Source organism: Shivajiella indica, assembly GCF_042683085.1.
Classification (GTDB): Bacteria; Bacteroidota; Bacteroidia; order Cytophagales; family Cyclobacteriaceae; genus Shivajiella; species Shivajiella indica.
Genome location: NZ_JBHUIV010000010.1, coordinates 778,676 through 795,897 on the forward strand (window position 1 = coordinate 778,676; position 17,222 = coordinate 795,897).

10 protein-coding genes are annotated in these 17,222 nt (G+C 39.4%); 5 read left to right on the top strand and 5 right to left on the bottom strand.

What is annotated here, in order from left to right:
- Positions 1-26 precede the first annotated feature (26 nt).
- Positions 27-1,262 (bottom strand): alpha/beta hydrolase-fold protein, encoded by a 1,236-nt coding sequence (locus tag ACFSKV_RS06755; protein WP_380801175.1) that lies wholly within the window; start codon positions 1,260-1,262, stop codon positions 27-29.
- Between the two features lie 121 nt (positions 1,263-1,383).
- Positions 1,384-2,895 (bottom strand): sulfatase family protein, encoded by a 1,512-nt coding sequence (locus tag ACFSKV_RS06760; protein WP_380801176.1) that lies wholly within the window; start codon positions 2,893-2,895, stop codon positions 1,384-1,386.
- A gap of 436 nt (positions 2,896-3,331) precedes the next feature.
- Here ACFSKV_RS06760 and ACFSKV_RS06765 point away from each other — a divergent pair, with 436 nt between their 5' ends.
- Positions 3,332-6,094 (top strand): M14 family metallopeptidase, encoded by a 2,763-nt coding sequence (locus ACFSKV_RS06765; protein WP_380801178.1) that lies wholly within the window; start codon positions 3,332-3,334, stop codon positions 6,092-6,094.
- A 123-nt stretch (positions 6,095-6,217) separates the two neighbouring features.
- Positions 6,218-8,014 (top strand): SLC13 family permease, encoded by a 1,797-nt coding sequence (locus tag ACFSKV_RS06770; RefSeq protein ID WP_380801179.1) that lies wholly within the window; start codon positions 6,218-6,220, stop codon positions 8,012-8,014.
- 23 nt (positions 8,015-8,037) lie between these two features.
- On the opposite strand, the gene ACFSKV_RS06775 is transcribed toward ACFSKV_RS06770, so the two are convergent.
- Entirely contained in the window at positions 8,038-8,562 is a 525-nt protein-coding gene (locus tag ACFSKV_RS06775) for a CAP domain-containing protein (protein ID WP_380801180.1), read from the bottom strand.
- A 482-nt stretch (positions 8,563-9,044) separates the two neighbouring features.
- Between ACFSKV_RS06775 and ACFSKV_RS06780 the strand changes: the two genes are divergently transcribed.
- Positions 9,045-11,795, top strand: coding sequence for an outer membrane beta-barrel protein (locus tag ACFSKV_RS06780; RefSeq protein WP_380801181.1), 2,751 nt, complete (start codon positions 9,045-9,047; stop codon positions 11,793-11,795).
- Positions 11,796-11,981: 186 nt separating this feature from the next.
- Here ACFSKV_RS06780 and ACFSKV_RS06785 read toward each other — a convergent pair whose 3' ends face one another.
- A complete protein-coding gene (locus ACFSKV_RS06785) occupies positions 11,982-14,699 on the bottom strand; it encodes an MGH1-like glycoside hydrolase domain-containing protein (RefSeq protein WP_380801182.1) in 2,718 nt (905 codons plus the stop codon).
- A gap of 279 nt (positions 14,700-14,978) precedes the next feature.
- Between ACFSKV_RS06785 and ACFSKV_RS06790 the strand changes: the two genes are divergently transcribed.
- The gene (locus tag ACFSKV_RS06790; RefSeq protein ID WP_380801183.1) at positions 14,979-15,407 is read left to right on the top strand and encodes a DUF202 domain-containing protein; all 429 of its coding nucleotides are present in this window, start codon (positions 14,979-14,981) and stop codon (positions 15,405-15,407) included.
- A gap of 101 nt (positions 15,408-15,508) precedes the next feature.
- Entirely contained in the window at positions 15,509-16,165 is a 657-nt protein-coding gene (locus tag ACFSKV_RS06795; protein ID WP_380801184.1) for an ROK family protein, read from the top strand.
- Positions 16,166-16,217: 52 nt separating this feature from the next.
- On the opposite strand, the gene ACFSKV_RS06800 is transcribed toward ACFSKV_RS06795, so the two are convergent.
- On the bottom strand, positions 16,218-17,222 hold the full coding sequence (locus ACFSKV_RS06800) for an MlaD family protein (protein ID WP_380801185.1): 1,005 nt from the start codon (positions 17,220-17,222) through the stop codon (positions 16,218-16,220).

Sequence of the window (17,222 nt, forward strand, 5' to 3'; positions counted from 1 at the left end):
AATTGTATAAGAATCAGCCCTCGCATTTAGTCCTGAGATGAGTTTTCCAAATCCTCCAACTTTTCCCTTGTACCGGCATTCTCATCCCGCTTCAGGGCTTCTTTGAAAAATCGGATGGCCTCTTTTTCATTCCCGGCTGCCACGAAGTAATCTCCCATCGAGTCGTATACATTGGCGCTTTCGGGGTAGTTGGCCACATTCATCGCAAACAAGGCTTGGCTTCGCTCCAAATCCCCTGCTTGCATGGACCAGTAGCCCAAAGAATTGATCAAATCTTCTTGTGGTTTCACCTTATAGCCGAATCGCTCGGACATGCGCAGATAGATGGACTCGATACTTCCGATTAATTCCTCGGTAGTCTTGTTACTTCCCAACATGGGATCGGCAGCATCAATAATCTCCAGTTGCAGATCGGCATACCAGGAAAACAGGAATTTCATCCCGTCATATATGCCCGGAATCACCATGTCCAGGTGGCTTCCTTTGGGATAATTTTTATAAAGAAAAGATAGATCTGCACGCTCGGAAAGTAGGTCCCACACCTGCTCATTGGGTATCCGGAAGGAAGTCAGCAAAGAGTCAGTCTGAGGATTTCCCGTAGGGTCAGCATCGGCCACAGCAAAGACATAGCCCTTGCCAGCCAGTGTCCCCGCCTTGGCTGCTGCTTTGATTTTTTTCACCAATATTCCATCATCCCAGGTGGTGGTGGGATCGAGGGTAATTACATTATTGAACAGAGGTGGACGGGTAGCCAAGGCATAGCCGGATAGCAAGCCACCCAGGGAATGCCCAATAAAGGTACGGTATGGTGTGGTGTTGTAGGTTTGGTCGATGTAGGGAATCAGCTCCTTTTCGATAAAGTCGAGAAAAGCCTCTCCACCACCCGATAAGGACACATCAAATCCTGAAAGATCGGAGTCTAGATGGGTAGGCGTTAAATCCCGGGTGCGGTTGGTATTCACAATACCCACCACAATAGAGGGTGGTATGGCATCAAAGCTGAGCTGCTTGAGGATTTGGGTGGTGATGGAAAACTGGCTATTTGCATCCAGCATGTACACCACGGGGCTAGGGGTATTGCCCATAGTGAGTCCACGGGTACTTTGCGGCAGGTAAATCAGTAATGGCCGGTTCTCACCAAGTATTTCAGAATACAGACTGTCCTTTTGACCTTGGTAGTAAATTGATTGATTTTGACCAAAACTATCTTGACTCTCCCAAAGAGCAAAAATTAAAATAAAATTTAAAAAGCGGATTCCCATAGCAATTTTTTTGAAAGACAAAACACCGCTAAAAAAAGGGAAACCGTTTATTATTGCAATCCCTGAATTCAGTGAAATCCCATACAGATGATTTATTTATTGGGAGACTTTCGTTAAAATTTTAATTTCTTATGCCAATTTCACATGGAATCCCTTCTCCTGATTGGAAAGGTGGCCTTATCCAGTAATTTATAATATTTTCCATAAAATCAACATCTTTCATCTGATAAGTTGGGGTATACCGGACTTGATCCCAATAATTCGACCTGGGTTCTGTTGCCCTTCGATCCCCGGTTTCCAACATCCAATCATCCAATCTTTTCCTTAATGCACTTTTGATTTCCTTAAATTCAGGAAGATCTGCCACGTTGTTGATTTGATAGGGATCTTCTTTCAATACATACAGTTCTTCCTCTGGCCTTAAACCGAAACTTAATTCAAAGTAATCAGGAGAATTATCCCTCTCCTGCCCCTCCAAAGCCATGATCAAAAATTTGGTAATGGAATTGTCTACATCACCGTATTGGCCCACAGATTGATGGACTGTTGGGTCTCCAGCGGGGTATCTCTCTGGCATCAGGTTCCGGATATACAAATAGTCATGGGTTCTGATTGCACGGGAAGGATAACTCAAATCCCCTTTTCTTACGTTCGCATGCCTTTCCCTTTCCAAAAACACTTCATGGTCACCTTCAGATTTCCCTTCTAAAATAGGCCAAAGGGATTTTCCACTCATCTCCTTCCCTTGTAGTCCAGCTGCTTCCAAAAAACTGGGAGAAAAATCAACGAAATTGACAAAACTTTGTATTACCGTCCCTGCTTTGATTTTATTTGGCCATCTGATGGCCAAGGGCATTCGGGTTCCTAAATCATAGAGATTTGCCTTTGCCCTTGGAAATGGCATCCCATTATCACTGGTCATGACTACAATGGTATTGTTCAATTCCCCCATTTCTTCAAGAAATCTGATTATTTGACCGCATTCCCTGTCAAACCTTTCCACTTCAAAATAATAATCCAATATGTCATTCCGGATACAGTCCAAATCTGGGAATATATCGGGTACAATCACATCAGATAATTTCATCCCTGTTTGTATACCGGTATTGGGTTCATAATCTCTATGGGGATCAGAACTTCCGAACCAAAAAGTAAAGGGCTGGTCTTTAGCTTTGGCTTTGTAAAAAGACTCAAAGTCAGCGTATGTCTTACCGGCAGGATTATGTTCAAGTCCGGAAACCTGAAATTCACCTGGGCCCCAACCCTTCCGTGCGGACCCGGTAAAGTAACCGGCATCTTCAAGAAGGGAGACATAGGTGGGAAACTGTGCCGGCCATTCAGGCCAAAGATTGGCCCCTTGTTCGTTTTGGTGTGGATACCTTCCATTTAATATGGACGCCCGAGAGGGAGAACATGACGGTGAAGCAGTGTAGGCATTTAGAAAGAGGGCACCTTCTTTTGCAAGTTTGTCAAAAGTAGGGGTAAGTACCACTTTATCACCATAAATACCTGCATGGGGATAGGACCAATCATCTGCAATTAAAAATAAAATATTGGGCTGATCGGATTTTAAACTTTCAACTTGCTGAAAAGCAGTAGTTGAAAAAAACATTAAAAACATTAGTATTGTCATGACAAAAGCGTTGGGTTTTATTTCTTTGAATCAAGATATTGATTTTTCATTTTTATAAAAAATTGAATTCCCTTTTCCCTTTTTCTATTTCCCTATTCTTTGTGGTCCTTTGTACCCTTGGTGGGATAATATTTAAGTCAAATAATTGACATAGTAAAAGATCAGAACCTTTGTGATTTTTCCCACAAAGCCGACAAAGTATCACTAAGAAAAAACTTTGTGGATCTCCGTGGCTTGGTGGGATAATAATTAGGTTTCTGTGATGAGCAACCCTTATGATAAAATCATCTTTGTTCCTTCCCCACAAAGCCGGCAAAGGATCACTAAGAAAAGAAACTAAATATTTTACCGCTGCTGTAAATGATAACTTTCCCTTGGAAAAATATTCCTAAAATCAGGTTCTGAAATAAATTTTACCCTAAAAAATTTTTTCCAAATGATCCAATTAAGAAAAATAAAAACCTCATTTCACAGAGCTGTAATACTTCTTGGTTTATTATTATTGGCATTAGAAAATTCCTTCGCCCAAGGAATCCCAAGTCCCAAAGACCATTTTGGATTTGGTATGGGAGAAGATTACCATATCAGCAACTACACTCAAACAGAAGCCTATTTCAAAAAACTGGCGGATGCTTCTGACAAAGCCAAATTGATATCCATAGGAAAAACCGAAGAAGGCAGAGACCAGTGGATGATGATCGTCACTTCCCCTGAAAACCATACCAATCTGGATAAATTCAGGGAAATCTCCGTAAAGATGGCCAGAGCGGAAGGACTTACTGAAGCAGAGGCTAGGAATATGTCCAAGGAAGGAAAAGCAATTGTATGGATAGACGGAGGCCTCCACTCCACGGAGACTGTTGGCATCCACCAATTGACCGAAACTATATACCAGGTGCTTTCCCGGGATGATGAGGAAACCCAAAGGATTTTGGACAATGTGGTTATCCTTTTTGTCCATGCCAATCCGGATGGCCATGAGAAAATAGGAAACTGGTATATGCGGGAAGCAGAGCCCGAAAAGAGAAGCCTTTCCAATCTTCCTGTATTGTATCAAAAATATATTGGTCATGATAATAACAGGGATTTTTACATTCAAAACATGAAAGAATCCTCGAATATGGGTTACCAGCTATTTGTGGAATGGATTCCCCAGGTGATGTACAACCATCACCAAAGAGGACCTGCCGGATCCATTTTGGCCGGTCCCCCTTATAGGGATCCTTTTAATTATGTTTTTGACCCCATGATGGTAACTGGTATCGATGCAGTCGGTGCGGCAATGTATAACCGGTTGAATGCAGAAAACAAACCTGGATTTACCAGAATGAATGGCTCCACCTTCTCTACCTGGTATAATGGGGGACTGAGAACCACTACCCACTACCATAATATCATCGGTATTTTGACCGAAATTGTAGGGGGACCAAATCCTGAAGAAATCCCTTTGGTACCGGACAGGCTTTTGCCGAACAGCAATACACCATTTCCGGTAACCCCACAAAAAAACTGGCATTTTCAACAATCCATAGATTATTCTGTTTCCATGAATTTTGCGGTGTTGGACTATGCTGCGAGAAACAGCGATCATTTGTTATACAATATTTATGTTATGGGTAAAGGATCTATCGAAAGGGGTAGCGTGGATTATTGGACACCTTTTCCCAGAAAGATAGAGGCGATAAAGGAGGCTTATCAAAAAAATAAGGACAAATATCCTGCCCCCACCAATCCCTTTTCAGCGAGAGGAGGGGCAATTCCTTCAGTTTTCTACGATAGCATTTATCAAGCCAAAGAAGAAAGAGACCCCAGAGGGTTTATTATCCCTTCAGACCAAAAAGACCCAGCAACTGCTGTTAAATTCATCAATGCCCTGATAAAAACAGGAATCAGAATAGAAAAAGCAAGTGCTCCTTTCAGTGTAGAAGGGAAATCCTATCCCAAAGGTTCTTATATCGTCAAAACAGACCAAGCCTTCCGTCCCCATGTGATTGATATGTTTGAGCCTCAGGATTACCCTAATGATTTCCAGTATCCAGGAGGACCCCCCATCAGACCTTATGATGCGGCAGGCTGGACTTTGGCATACCAAATGGGAATTCAATTTGACAGGATTCTGGATGATTTCACCGGGCCATTTGAAACCTTACCATATGGACAACTTGAACCGTTTCCTGCTGTTCAAGTTGGAAGTTCACGATCAGGACATTTCCTGAGCAGTGAACAAAATGATGCCTTTGCAGTGGTCAACGAATTACTAAAAAAAGGGGTGAAAATTTCCAGAATCCGAAATTCCATGGATGGAATACCTGCAGGATCATTCTATATTCCCGGTAATGCTTCCAAGGAGCTTTCAGATTTAGCAGAAAAATATGGGATAAAAGTAATCCCTGCAAAATCCAACCCAAGTAATACACAAACTATCAAACCATCCCGAATTGCCTTATTTGACACCTATGGAGGTTCTATGCCAAGCGGTTGGGTGAGATGGATTTTGGAACAGTACAATTTTGGTTTTGAAGTTATCTTTGCCAAAGAGATCGATTCAGGTAACCTGAATAAAAAATATGATGCCATCCTGTTTATTAGCGGAGGGATTCCAGCGGTGGGCAGCAGCGGAAATGGAGTCTGGGGTTCCCCTCCTACTGAAAGCAATACACCTGCCGAATATCACCATATGATCGGTACCATCACCGCTGAAAAATCCATCCCACAGATCAAGTCCTTTTTAGAAAACGGAGGAAAAGTGGTCGCGGTGGGAAGCGCATCCAATTTGGCATATCATTTACAATTGCCAATAAAAAATGCCTTGGTAGAAGTGCAAAGAGATGGTTCCGAAAGGCCTCTTGCAGGGGAAAAGTATTATGTTCCGGGTTCAGTATTAGTTACAAGGGTTGATAATAGCCTTTCTGCCAACTGGGGTTTGGGGAGTCATGTGGATGTTTTATTCAATAACAGTCCTGTTTTCAAATTGAAACCTGAAGCAAAATTGCAGGGCATACAGGTATTGTCCTGGTTTGATACCAAAACCCCGCTCAAAAGTGGATGGGCCTGGGGACAATCCTACCTCGAAGATGGTATCACTGCATTTTCCGCACCAATTGGTAAGGGGATGCTTTATGTTTATGGTCCTGAAATTACATACCGGGCACAATCCCATGGCACATTTAAAATGCTCTTTAATAATCTTTACCTGTAATAGGGTAAAGATTATTGAATTCTTTTTTCTAACAATTTCCTAAATTGAGGATAATTGTGATTTTTCACACATTAGTCACCTGGGATACACACTAATTTTGAAAAAAATCTTGTTCTTCAATCTATGGAAACAGACATTCAAATCATCATTGTTTTAGGTATATTGACCGCCACCGTTATCATGATGGTGTTTGAAATTTTTAGAATAGATGTAGTGGCCATAATCTGTATGCTGGCATTGGGATGGAGCGGAGTACTTACCCCTGATGAAATGTTGACAGGTTTTTCAAGTAATGCCGTTATTTCCATGATTGCGGTAATGATTTTGGGCTATGGTATTACCACTACCGGAGTGATGGAGAAGTTTTCAGAAAGTATTCTCCAGAAAGTAGGCAACAATAAAAATAAAATCATTGGATTTATTTCATTATCAGTGGGTACCTTATCTGCTTTTATGCAGAATATAGGTGCTGCAGCACTTTTCTTACCAGGAACCCTTGAGATTTCCCGAAAGACGAAAATCCCTGTTTCTCAATTGATTATGCCTCTTGGATTTGCTGCCATATTGGGTGGTTCACTAACCATGGTTGGTTCGGGCCATTTGATCCTGATCAATGATCTTTTAAAAAATGCTGACTTGGAGCCTTTTGGGCTTTTTGCTGTGACTCCTATTGGAGCCATATTGTTAATTGCCGGTATTGTATATTTTTTTCTTCTGGGAAATTATGTACTACCAGCCGTTTCTTCCACCGGTTCAAAAAAATCAGCCCAGGAAAAATTGATGGAGACCATGAGTCTGTCCAAAAACATCTGGTATTTCAAAGTCCAAAAGGAAAGCCAATTGGTGGGACTTACTACTGAAAGCTCAGGAATTTGGAAGAAATTTCAGGTCAATATTATTGCTATTTCCAAGGGTCAGGACATCATCTATGCACCCTGGAGGGAAACTGCATTTCAGGAAGGTCAGATTTTGGCCATCTTAGGAAGAGAAAAGGATGCAAAAGCGATGGCCATGGAGTTTGGATTAAAAGAAGAAATAGCGCCCACGATATTCAATAGGCTGGATAAATCTGAAGATTCCGGTTTTGCAGAAGTGATTGTTCCTGGCAGTTCGGAGATCATTGGTAAATCATTGAGGGATTATGCATTTAGAAGAAGATTTGCTCTTGAGCCTTTGATATTATTTAGTAAAGGAGAGCAAATCAAAGGAGATTTTTCAGACCATGTTTTCGAGCAGGGGGAAACTTTGATTGTGTATGGTCTTTGGGACAATATCCGTTCCCTCAAAGAAAGTTCAGATTTGATTTTGGCCACACCTATTGAATCTGAGCCTAAAAATCAGAGCAAAACGATTCCGGCAGTTGCCAGTTTTGCCTTTGGTATTTTATTGACCTTCTTGGGAGTTCCTATTGCACTTGCCTTTATGACTGGAGCATTGGCCATGATCTTATCAAGGGTCATCAGCATACAACAAGCCTATGATTCCATTGATTGGAAAGTGGTATTCTTATTAGCAGGCTTGATTCCATTGGGTGTGGCCATGCAAAAATCAGGAGCGGCATTTTTCTTAGCTGAAAATGTTATGACTGTCATTGAGGGTAAGTCTGCCCTTTTGCTTGTAATTTCAATCACAGTATTGGCCACTGTTTTCTCCTTATTCATGTCCAATGTTGGTGCTGTAGTAGTCCTGGCACCATTGGTTATCGGCATGGCAGAAATTGCCGGTCTGGATCCAAGACCTTTGGTCTTACTGGCCGCAGTCAGTGTATCAAATTCATTCCTGCTACCAACCCATCAGGTCAATGCATTGATGATGTCATCGGGGGGATATAAAAATAAAGATTATATCAAAGCCGGCAGCGGTTTGACCATCCTGTTCATCATTTTAACAGTTCTTGTCTTCTATTTCTTCTATTTATGACAGAGGTAAGGTCTGATGCCTTGTTATTTGGCAAGAACCATTGTCCAATAGATATCTTTCTTTCCAACACCAGTTTCCAAGAAATCTGCATCCATCATTTGTTTGCAATGATCTGGACTGTTTTTCCAAGCCTTTATAAGCGACTCTTCATTAAAATTTCCCCTGGCAATATTCTCACCTAATAATTTCCACAAATACCCGGTATTATCCACCCTGTTTTTCAAAGTGGATTGATCCGATCCTATATGAAGAAAGAAATTGTTTGCGAACATATCTTCGGAATGCTTTTGAGCAGCACTGGCTAATAGTGAATTCCAGACCACAGGAGGAACAGGTGCCATTGACACATTACCACATTGACAACCTTGGATGCGGAGTTGATTGAGGTGCAAAAGCAATAATTCCTTGTTAAAATCAAGTAAAACAGATCTCACTTCCTTTTCAGGAAGCTCTTGTATTTTCGGATGTTCTATACAGGAATTTAAGGCTATTGACATCAGCAATGCCCAAAAACACACCTGTTTTTTGAGTAATTGGGTGATATTCATAATTTATTATGGCGTCCTTCGTTAAGTTCTCACTCACCGAAAGAAGGAAAAAATGGGTGATATGAACCCAAATTTAGAATTGTTTTATTAAAATAAAAATAAAATTATAAAATTTTTATATTTATTGCATTAATATTATAAAAATAATTATTTTAAAAATATATATTTTGCAATTTACATACTATAATTACTGTTTTATAATAAAAAAACCAGTATATAAAAAATTAGTTTTTTTATCAATCGAATGCTTTACAATATTTATAGAGAGGGAAACAAACAATAATGGATTATTCAAAGAACTAATTTTTTATATAGTAGAAAGTTTTTCAACTGTTTTTTTTGGCAGTTCCTTTAATTATTAGACCATTCAGCAAATAATGGCCAAATAGGGAAACATTTGAGCCTTACTTTGTATTGTAAAGACAACATAAGTAAGATTAATTCTTGTTGTTATTAATTTAAAATCAGCAACTTATCATTAAATGAAGTACATTTTATTTCTTATTTTTTTTATTGGCACAATTGGCCAGGTATTTTCCCAAACTTATTCCATCAAAGGGGTTGTAAAAGAGGAGGGTAAGCAGGAGGTACTTCCATTTGTCAATATTATATTATTGACGTCAAGTGATTCCTCTCAGATTGGTGGGGCTGTAACGGATATTGACGGGAGGTTTGAAATTTCAGGAGTAAGTTTGGGTGATTACCTTCTAAGGATTCAGTATATGGGTTACAAAGGGTATCAAAGAAACCTGGTAGTAACCTCCAATACGGATTTAGGCAGCATTATGATTATGGAGGAGGCTACTGACCTTAATGAAGTTCTTATAGAAGCAAGAAGATCTACCGGCAGTCAAAAAGGAGATACAACCCTTTTTAATGCAGATGCTTTCAAAACCATGAAAGATGCCAGTGCTCAGGTACTGATTGAAAAATTACCGGGAGTTAATACTGAAAATGGAATACTTCAAGCGCAAGGTGAAAATATAGCCCAGATTTTGGTAGATGGCAAACCCTTTTTTGGGAACGATGTCAGAACTGCCTTACAGAACATTCCCGCAGAAATGATACAAAGTATTGAAATCTTTGATCAGAAAAGTGAAAAAGCACAACTGAGTGGTTTTGATGATGGAGAAAGGTTGAAGACCATCAATATCATTACAAAACCTAATAGGAGAAAAGGACAATTTGGGAAGACTACAGTGGGGTACGGAACAGATGAGCGTTATCTTGCCGGGGCAAGTGTCAATTTCTTTGATGAAGATCAAAGATTAACGGTAACAGGACTCAGCAATAATATTAATGTCCTGAATTTTACCAGTGATCCTAATGCCCAAGACAATGGGAATCCACAGGAAGGTATTATTACTACCAATATTCTTGGAATGAATTATTCAAATGTCTGGAATGAAAAAGTCAAAGTCACGGGAAGCTATGTGTTCACCAACCGGGAAAATGTAGGAATTGTCAACCGATTTAGGGAATTCATCACCTCTGAAGAGTCTAATCAAATTTATAGTGAGACCAGCACTGACGTGAGGGTCAACAATCAGCATCAGGCCAATCTACGGCTTGAATATAATCCCAATGAAAGAAACAGGTTCCTATATATACCAAGATTTTCTGCTAGGTTTGAAACGGAAAACTCAGGATTTTTTGGGCAGACAGATTCTGGCCTCAATCCAATCAATACTGTTGAAAATCTTAAAACAGGAAATTACAAGGATTTTGATTTATTCAACCGTCTGTTTTACAGTCATAAATTCCTGAAACCAGGAAGGACCATAACCATCAGGACTACATTTACGAATGGATGGAATCAGGATGATGCAAATAGAAAAGCCAGGAATACTTTTTTTGAACAAAATGGGGAAAGAGTGGAAAATCTTGATCAAAGGATCACGAGAGAAAGAACCGGAGAATCATGGCAGGCCAGGGTTTCCTATACTGAACCGCTTGGAGAAAAAGGTCAAATGGAAGCTGAATATCAGATTGGCAACAGAAAAAATGATTCCGATAGATTATTGTTTAATGTTGATAGTGGGGACTTTGAGAATGGAAATTTGGTGCTTGATACAGCTCTGAGTAATGTTTTTGTGAGTAAATACCTTACACAAAGTGTCGAGTTAGGATATCAGTACATTTCCGAAAAATATAAGATTCAAACAGAATTGGAATACGAGGATGCCAGATTGAACAATAATCAGGAATTCCCAAATGTAGAGGTACTTAATAGAAGATTTACCAACCTCCTCCCCACCCTTCGGATGGAGTACAAATTTTCTGCCAATACAAACATCCAATTGGATTATGATACTTACACCAATGAACCTCAGGTTTGGCAATTACAAAATGTAATTGATAATACAAACCCGATTCAGCTTCGTACGGGTAATCCTGAACTTGACCAATCCTTTACCAACCAATTTAGACTGCGGTTCAGGAGCAATAATCCTGATTCGGACAAGAATTGGTTTTTGTTTGCTCAATCAAGATTTGTTGACAAATTCATTTCAAATTCAGTTTTTATAGCCGATGAGCCAACAGAAATCCAGGATGGAATAATATTGGAAAAGGGTTCCCAATTGAATAAGCCTGTGAATTTGGATGGCTTTAAGGATTTCCGCTCCTGGTTCAGTTATGGGATGCCTTTTGGATGGATTAAATCCAACCTCAATCTGAATGCCGGTTTTGGGTATACGCAAAGACCCGGCCAGGTCAATGATGTGGTAGGATTCAATAATTCTACCAGGCTGAGCACAGGTTTTTCGCTCAACAGCAATATCAGTGATCAGGTAGATTTTAATATCTGGTCCAGATCTTCTTACAATAAAGTTAACAATACCCAGAACCCTAATATGAATAATGATTTCTTTCAACAAAGATTCAGGGTCAATTTCAACTGGATCATTTGGGAAGGAATCATTTACCGCTTGGATCTTAACCATCAGATCAACAGGGGACTTGCCCAAGGATTTGATACAAATTTCTCTTTGATCAATATGAGTATTGGCAAAAAAATATTCAACAACCAAAGAGGGGAAATCAGTTTAATGGTTTATGACCTGTTGGGTCAAAATGCAAATGTAAGAAGAAACATTACAGAGACCTTCATTGAAGACATTCAGACCAATGTTCTTCAGCAATACCTCATGTTAAGCTTTACTTACAACTTAAGAAGGTTCAGTAAGGGAATGGACGAGAATTCCTATAATGAGATGTATCAGAATAATTAAAGAAAGGTGAAAAGTCCATTTGATTTCTGAAATTAATTGTTCCTTTTGACCTTTATAAGGGATCTAGTATTTTAATAATAAGCCGGTTAACACCGGCTTTATTTTTTTATCAAATTATGATTTTGTTCAGGTTGTTTATTACCAAGCATTACCAGAAATCAAACCATTTTTTTTGATCTTCTATGGTCAATCTTTCAACTTATGATAAACGGAATGCGTTCCTGTTTCAAGGAAAGTTTTGGCATCTATCCTACTGTAAAATTGAATTGCTTTTGCAATCAGCCCGGTCCAACCTGTTTGATGGCTAGCTCCCAATCCAGCTCCATTGTCTCCATGGAAATATTCATAAAAGAGGATTAAATCTTCCCAATAGGGATCAGTTTGAAATTTTTCAGTTCCTCCATAAATTGGCCTCCTCCCTTTTTCATCTTTTGTGAAAATACTGACCAGTCTTTCACTTAAATCTTTACTTACTTCAAAAAGATTCATGAAATTTCCTGATCCTGTCGGACATTCCACTTTAAAATTATCACCATAATATAGATAAAACTGTTGGAGTGCCCTGATAATCATCAAGTTAGTAGGCATCCAGACCGGACCTCTCCAATTGGAGTTGCCGCCAAACATTCCTGTATTGGATTCCGCAGGAAGGTAATCAACCCGGAATTCCCGACCACCTACATGCATGACATAGGGATTTTTCTCATGGTATTTGGAAAGGGATCTGATTCCATGAGGACTTAAAAATTCATTTTCATCCAGCATTTTTTCCAAGATCCTTTTGAGTTTGTTTTGATCTACCAAAGCCAGAATTCCCCTTTCTTTGATACCATAATTGCCTTCACCGGTGGGATGTATGGATTCCAACAATTCAGGCATTCTGCGGATTTTTTGGCGGATAAGTTCCATTTCACCGGGAATTTTATCCCGTTGTTCTTTTTCTATGATGCTAGTGGCACATAATGGCAGTAATCCTACCAATGACCTTACCTTTAATCGAGTGGCTCTCCCATCCGGCAGCCTTAATAAATCGTAATAGAAACCATCTTCTTCATCCCACATGCCATCAGACCCTTTTTTATTAATTCCTGCCGCGATGAAAAGAAAGTGTTGAACAAATTTGTAGACCATCTCCTCGTAAGACTTATCCCGCATCACGATTTCTGATGCAAGTTCCAACATATTCTGACTATATAGGGCCATCCAGGCTGTCCCATCGGCCTGTTCAAGATGTCCACCTGTAGGTAAAGGAGCACTTCGGTCAAAAATTCCAATATTGTCCAGTCCCAAGAATCCGCCTTCAAACACGTTCTTTCCATATCTGTCTTTTTGGTTGACCCACCAGGTAAAATTTAGGAGGAGTTTATTAAAAGTGCTTTTCACGAAATCTACATCAGATTCCCCTGAAAGTGCTATTTCCATTTTATGTAAAAATAGCGTGGCCCAAGCATGAACAGGTGGATTAACATCACTGAAATTCCATTCATAGGCAGGCATTTGTCCATTGGGATGTAGATATAAACCTTTCAACATGAGTTGCATTTGTTCTTTGGCAAACTCAGGATCAACAATGGATAAAGGAATCGCATGAAAGGCCAGGTCCCAGGCGGCATACCATGGATACTCCCACTTATCAGGCATGGAGATAATATCCTTATTTAACATGTGGTACCAATCCGAATTTCTTTTTTTATTATAACCTGAATGCAGAGGATTGGAATTATGCTCATCTAACCAATTGTCACCGTCAAAAAAGAAGAACTGTTTTCCCCAAAGCATGCCGGCAAGGGCTTGTCGCATTACATTGGCCCTGTCTTTATTGACTCCTGGCGGAATCACAGATGCATAGAATTCATCAGCTTCACGGATCCTATCCTTGAAAATTTTTTCAAATTTTTCCCCGAATGGCTCTTCGTCTTCTTCCTTTGATTTCTTTTTCAAGCGGAGCTGCACTACGGCAGTTTCACCTGCAGCTACCATCATTTTATAATGGGCTGAAGACTTAGTGCCTTGATTTTTAGGATTGATAGTTCCCATCAAACCATAAACAATATAATCGTTGATGCCGTCTTTGACATACAGACTCTCATTCTCAGCACCTGGAAAAAGACGCTCATGATTAGTTTCATTTTCGGTGAAAAGTAAAGGGACTTCTCCTTCGCAGGTTAAGACAAATTCCCCAAGTTCTTTATGTTTTGCCAGAACAGCAGCAGTTCCCTTAGGTGATTTTAATTTTGAAATTTTTGGTTTTTCAGCTGCCCTATTGGTCGGAGCAATCCATTCAGACCAATCATTCCGGAACCATAAGGTGGGTAGAAGATGGATTTCTGCCCTTTCAGGTCCCCTATTGGCAGCACTGATTTTGATTAATATATCCTCAGACCCATTTTTGGCATATTCTATGAAAACATCAAAATACCTATTGTCTTTAAATATCCCTGTTTCAAGAAGTTCATATTCCATTTGTTCCCTGGATAACTGGCTGTTGATCCATAGTAATTCATCATAGGGATAGGCTTTCTGAGGATACTTGTATAAATATTTCATGTAGGAATGGGTGGGTGTATTATCCAAGTAAAAATAATACTCCTTAACATCCTCTCCATGATTGCCCTGGCTATTGGTCAATCCAAACATCCTTTCTTTCAAAATCGGATCTTTTCCATTCCACATGGAAAGTGCAAAACAAAGGAGTTGATTCTGATCAGATATACCCGCAATGCCATCTTCCCCCCATCTATATGCCCTAGAACGGGCATGATCATGGGTGAAAAAATTCCATGCGTCCCCATTGGGGCTATAGTCTTCCCGGACAGTGCCCCATTGACGTTCGCTAAGATAAGGACCCCATTTTTTCCAAGGGAGCTTCTTTTCTTTGTCTTCCTGTAATCTAAGTTTTTCCATTTTTCAAACCTGAAATAATTCACCTTACTATTTTTTTAAAAAGATCCGTTTTAAATTCTTCAACCCCATTTAAACAGCCCTGATGGGCTAATGTACACTCTCCGAATGATTCAATCATCCGTTATAACTAACCTTGAAAGCATTTCTCTGGAAAATGTAACAGGCATTTAGAGTCAAGATATTTTTTTGGATTATAGATGAATATTAGGCAATCTTTTTCACTAATATTATGATATAAATCATGTAGCTTAATGATTGAAAAAGTTTTTGGATATTCTTATGGAAAACACTGAATCAACAAATCTTTCAAAACTCAACCAAGAGGAAAAGGAAGGAGAAAAAAAAGGGAAAAAATTAATCCAAAAAGAGAGAACCAGAACTGCTTTTGAAAGACTTCAGCTGGCCTGGATCAGGTCTTCGCTCACCTTAATTGCTATTGGAATCGGTTCTATTGAATATTACCATAATAGGATTGAATCTGGTAAAACTCCCTTTTTCAAATTGATCAATGGCAATGATTTGGGTTTTTTCCTGATTGTAACAGCCTTTTTTATGCTCTTCCTTTCCACCTTTCAACATATCAAAAGCATGTCGACATTGAAGGACTATTTTCCGGAAATGCGTTATTCAGTTGCGACGGTTTTATCTGTCATCATCATTATATTGGTTATATTTTTATTCATCATGATGTTCTTGAATTTCTTATGAAGAGAAATAAATTACATTAGGGGATTACCTCAAAAAAGGAAAGTTACATTTTAAAAACCTGAGCAATTTTATAAATTGCCTCAAATTTAATCCAGACCATTTTGAAGTTACTTGTAATTGACATTGGTGGCACCAATGTAAAAGTAAAAGCCAATAATGCTGACGAAAGAAGAAAGATACCATCCGGGTCTTTTATGACACCCGAAAGAATGGTGTCGGAAGTAATCGAATACACAAAGGATTGGGAATATGAAGCAATTTCCATAGGTTATCCCGGAATCATCAAAAAAGGAAAAATCATGACTGAACCTAAAAACCTGGGTGATGGGTGGGTTGGATTTGATTTTGAAGCTGCCTTTGGCAAACCTGTCAGAATTATCAATGATGCTGCAATGCAGGCTTTGGGATCTTATCAGGAAGGGGTTTTGCTTTTTTTGGGTTTAGGAACCGGTATGGGTTCTGCTATTATTGTCGATGGAAAAATCGTGCCCATGGAACTGGCCCATTTGACATACAAGAAAGGAACCTTTGAAGATTATTTAGGCCTGAGAGGACTTGAAAGAATGGGTCAGGAAAAATGGCAAAAGCATGTCCTGACAGTAGTAAACCGGTTTAAGGATGCGTTTCTTCCTGATGATGTGGTGTTAGGAGGAGGTAACTCCAAATATTTGACCCAGATCCCAGATGGATGCAGGTTGGGAAATAACCATATGGCCATCGACGGGGGATTCCGGTTATGGGAGTATGAACTGAAGTAAAAGTGCAATATTTAAAGCAAGTCTATAACTTACTTCTTAAGCATCCTGGAATTTAGTTTTTCTTGGATGCTTTTCGTTTTTCCTGCTCCTCATACATTTTCTCTTCTTCCAACTTTCGGAAGTATTTCCGGAGTAAAAAGCTGCTTTTCAGTGCTTCCATATTTTGGTTAAAATTGGCCGTCCCTGCCTCAATATTCATCATGGTGTTCATCAAGCTTTCGCGCATCAATGAATCAGTCAGGATTAGACCTGCAGTTCCTTCTCCTGCCTCAATATCTTCCACGATTTTTTTAACATCTTCGGCCACAACTGACATTTCCTGACTTATGGCCACAATCTTTTCCAATGCAGATGCAATATTATCAGCCATGAGAGAGTCCGTGAAAGCCCTTTTCATAATACCATCACCCTGCTCAAATGTTTGAATCATTTCCTTTCCGGCAGCAGCCATCTGAGAGGCATTTGATCCTGCCCTTCTTAGCTCTTTTATGGTACTTTTGATTTCATCTGTGAGTTCAGGATCATTTAGGAAATTCCACAAATTTTCACTTTTATTGAGTTTTTCCGCAATTTCTGACAAATTCAGAAAGGTGATTTCAAGGTACTCACCTGTACCCTCCAGTCGTTTTAGCATCGCATCAGTATCCAATGGAGTCAAGGCATATATGATATCTCCTTCTTCTACCGGTTCTGATTCACCTTGTTGAGGAATTATTTGAATGATTTTATTTCCCATCAATCCATCTGTATTGATAGAAGTCATCGCATTCTTTTTAATAAATGGCTGCATTTTTTTATGCACATACATATGGATATAGATCAGGGAATCATTCGCGATTTCAATGGATTTTACTGTGCCAACATCGATTCCTTTAAAACGTACGTTGTTTCCAGGGACCAAACCATTGACATTGTCTACTACAGACGTAATGGTAAAGGAAGCTCCGAATATATTTTGGTTTTTACCTATCATATATAGGGTAAATACGAGGAAAAGCGTACCGGATAAAACCAGAATCCCTAATTTTGCATTTTCTATTTTTCTCTTCTCTTTCAT

Coding starts and splice junctions, on each gene's coding strand:
- ACFSKV_RS06755 (WP_380801175.1), bottom strand. CDS start 1,262: ATGGGAATCCGCTTTTTAAATTTTATTTTAATTTTTGCTCTTTGGGAG.
- ACFSKV_RS06760 (WP_380801176.1), bottom strand. CDS start 2,895: ATGACAATACTAATGTTTTTAATGTTTTTTTCAACTACTGCTTTTCAG.
- ACFSKV_RS06765 (WP_380801178.1), top strand. CDS start 3,332: ATGATCCAATTAAGAAAAATAAAAACCTCATTTCACAGAGCTGTAATA.
- ACFSKV_RS06770 (WP_380801179.1), top strand. CDS start 6,218: ATGGAAACAGACATTCAAATCATCATTGTTTTAGGTATATTGACCGCC.
- ACFSKV_RS06775 (WP_380801180.1), bottom strand. CDS start 8,562: ATGAATATCACCCAATTACTCAAAAAACAGGTGTGTTTTTGGGCATTG.
- ACFSKV_RS06780 (WP_380801181.1), top strand. CDS start 9,045: ATGAAGTACATTTTATTTCTTATTTTTTTTATTGGCACAATTGGCCAG.
- ACFSKV_RS06785 (WP_380801182.1), bottom strand. CDS start 14,699: ATGGAAAAACTTAGATTACAGGAAGACAAAGAAAAGAAGCTCCCTTGG.
- ACFSKV_RS06790 (WP_380801183.1), top strand. CDS start 14,979: ATGGAAAACACTGAATCAACAAATCTTTCAAAACTCAACCAAGAGGAA.
- ACFSKV_RS06800 (WP_380801185.1), bottom strand. CDS start 17,222: ATGAAAGAGAAGAGAAAAATAGAAAATGCAAAATTAGGGATTCTGGTT.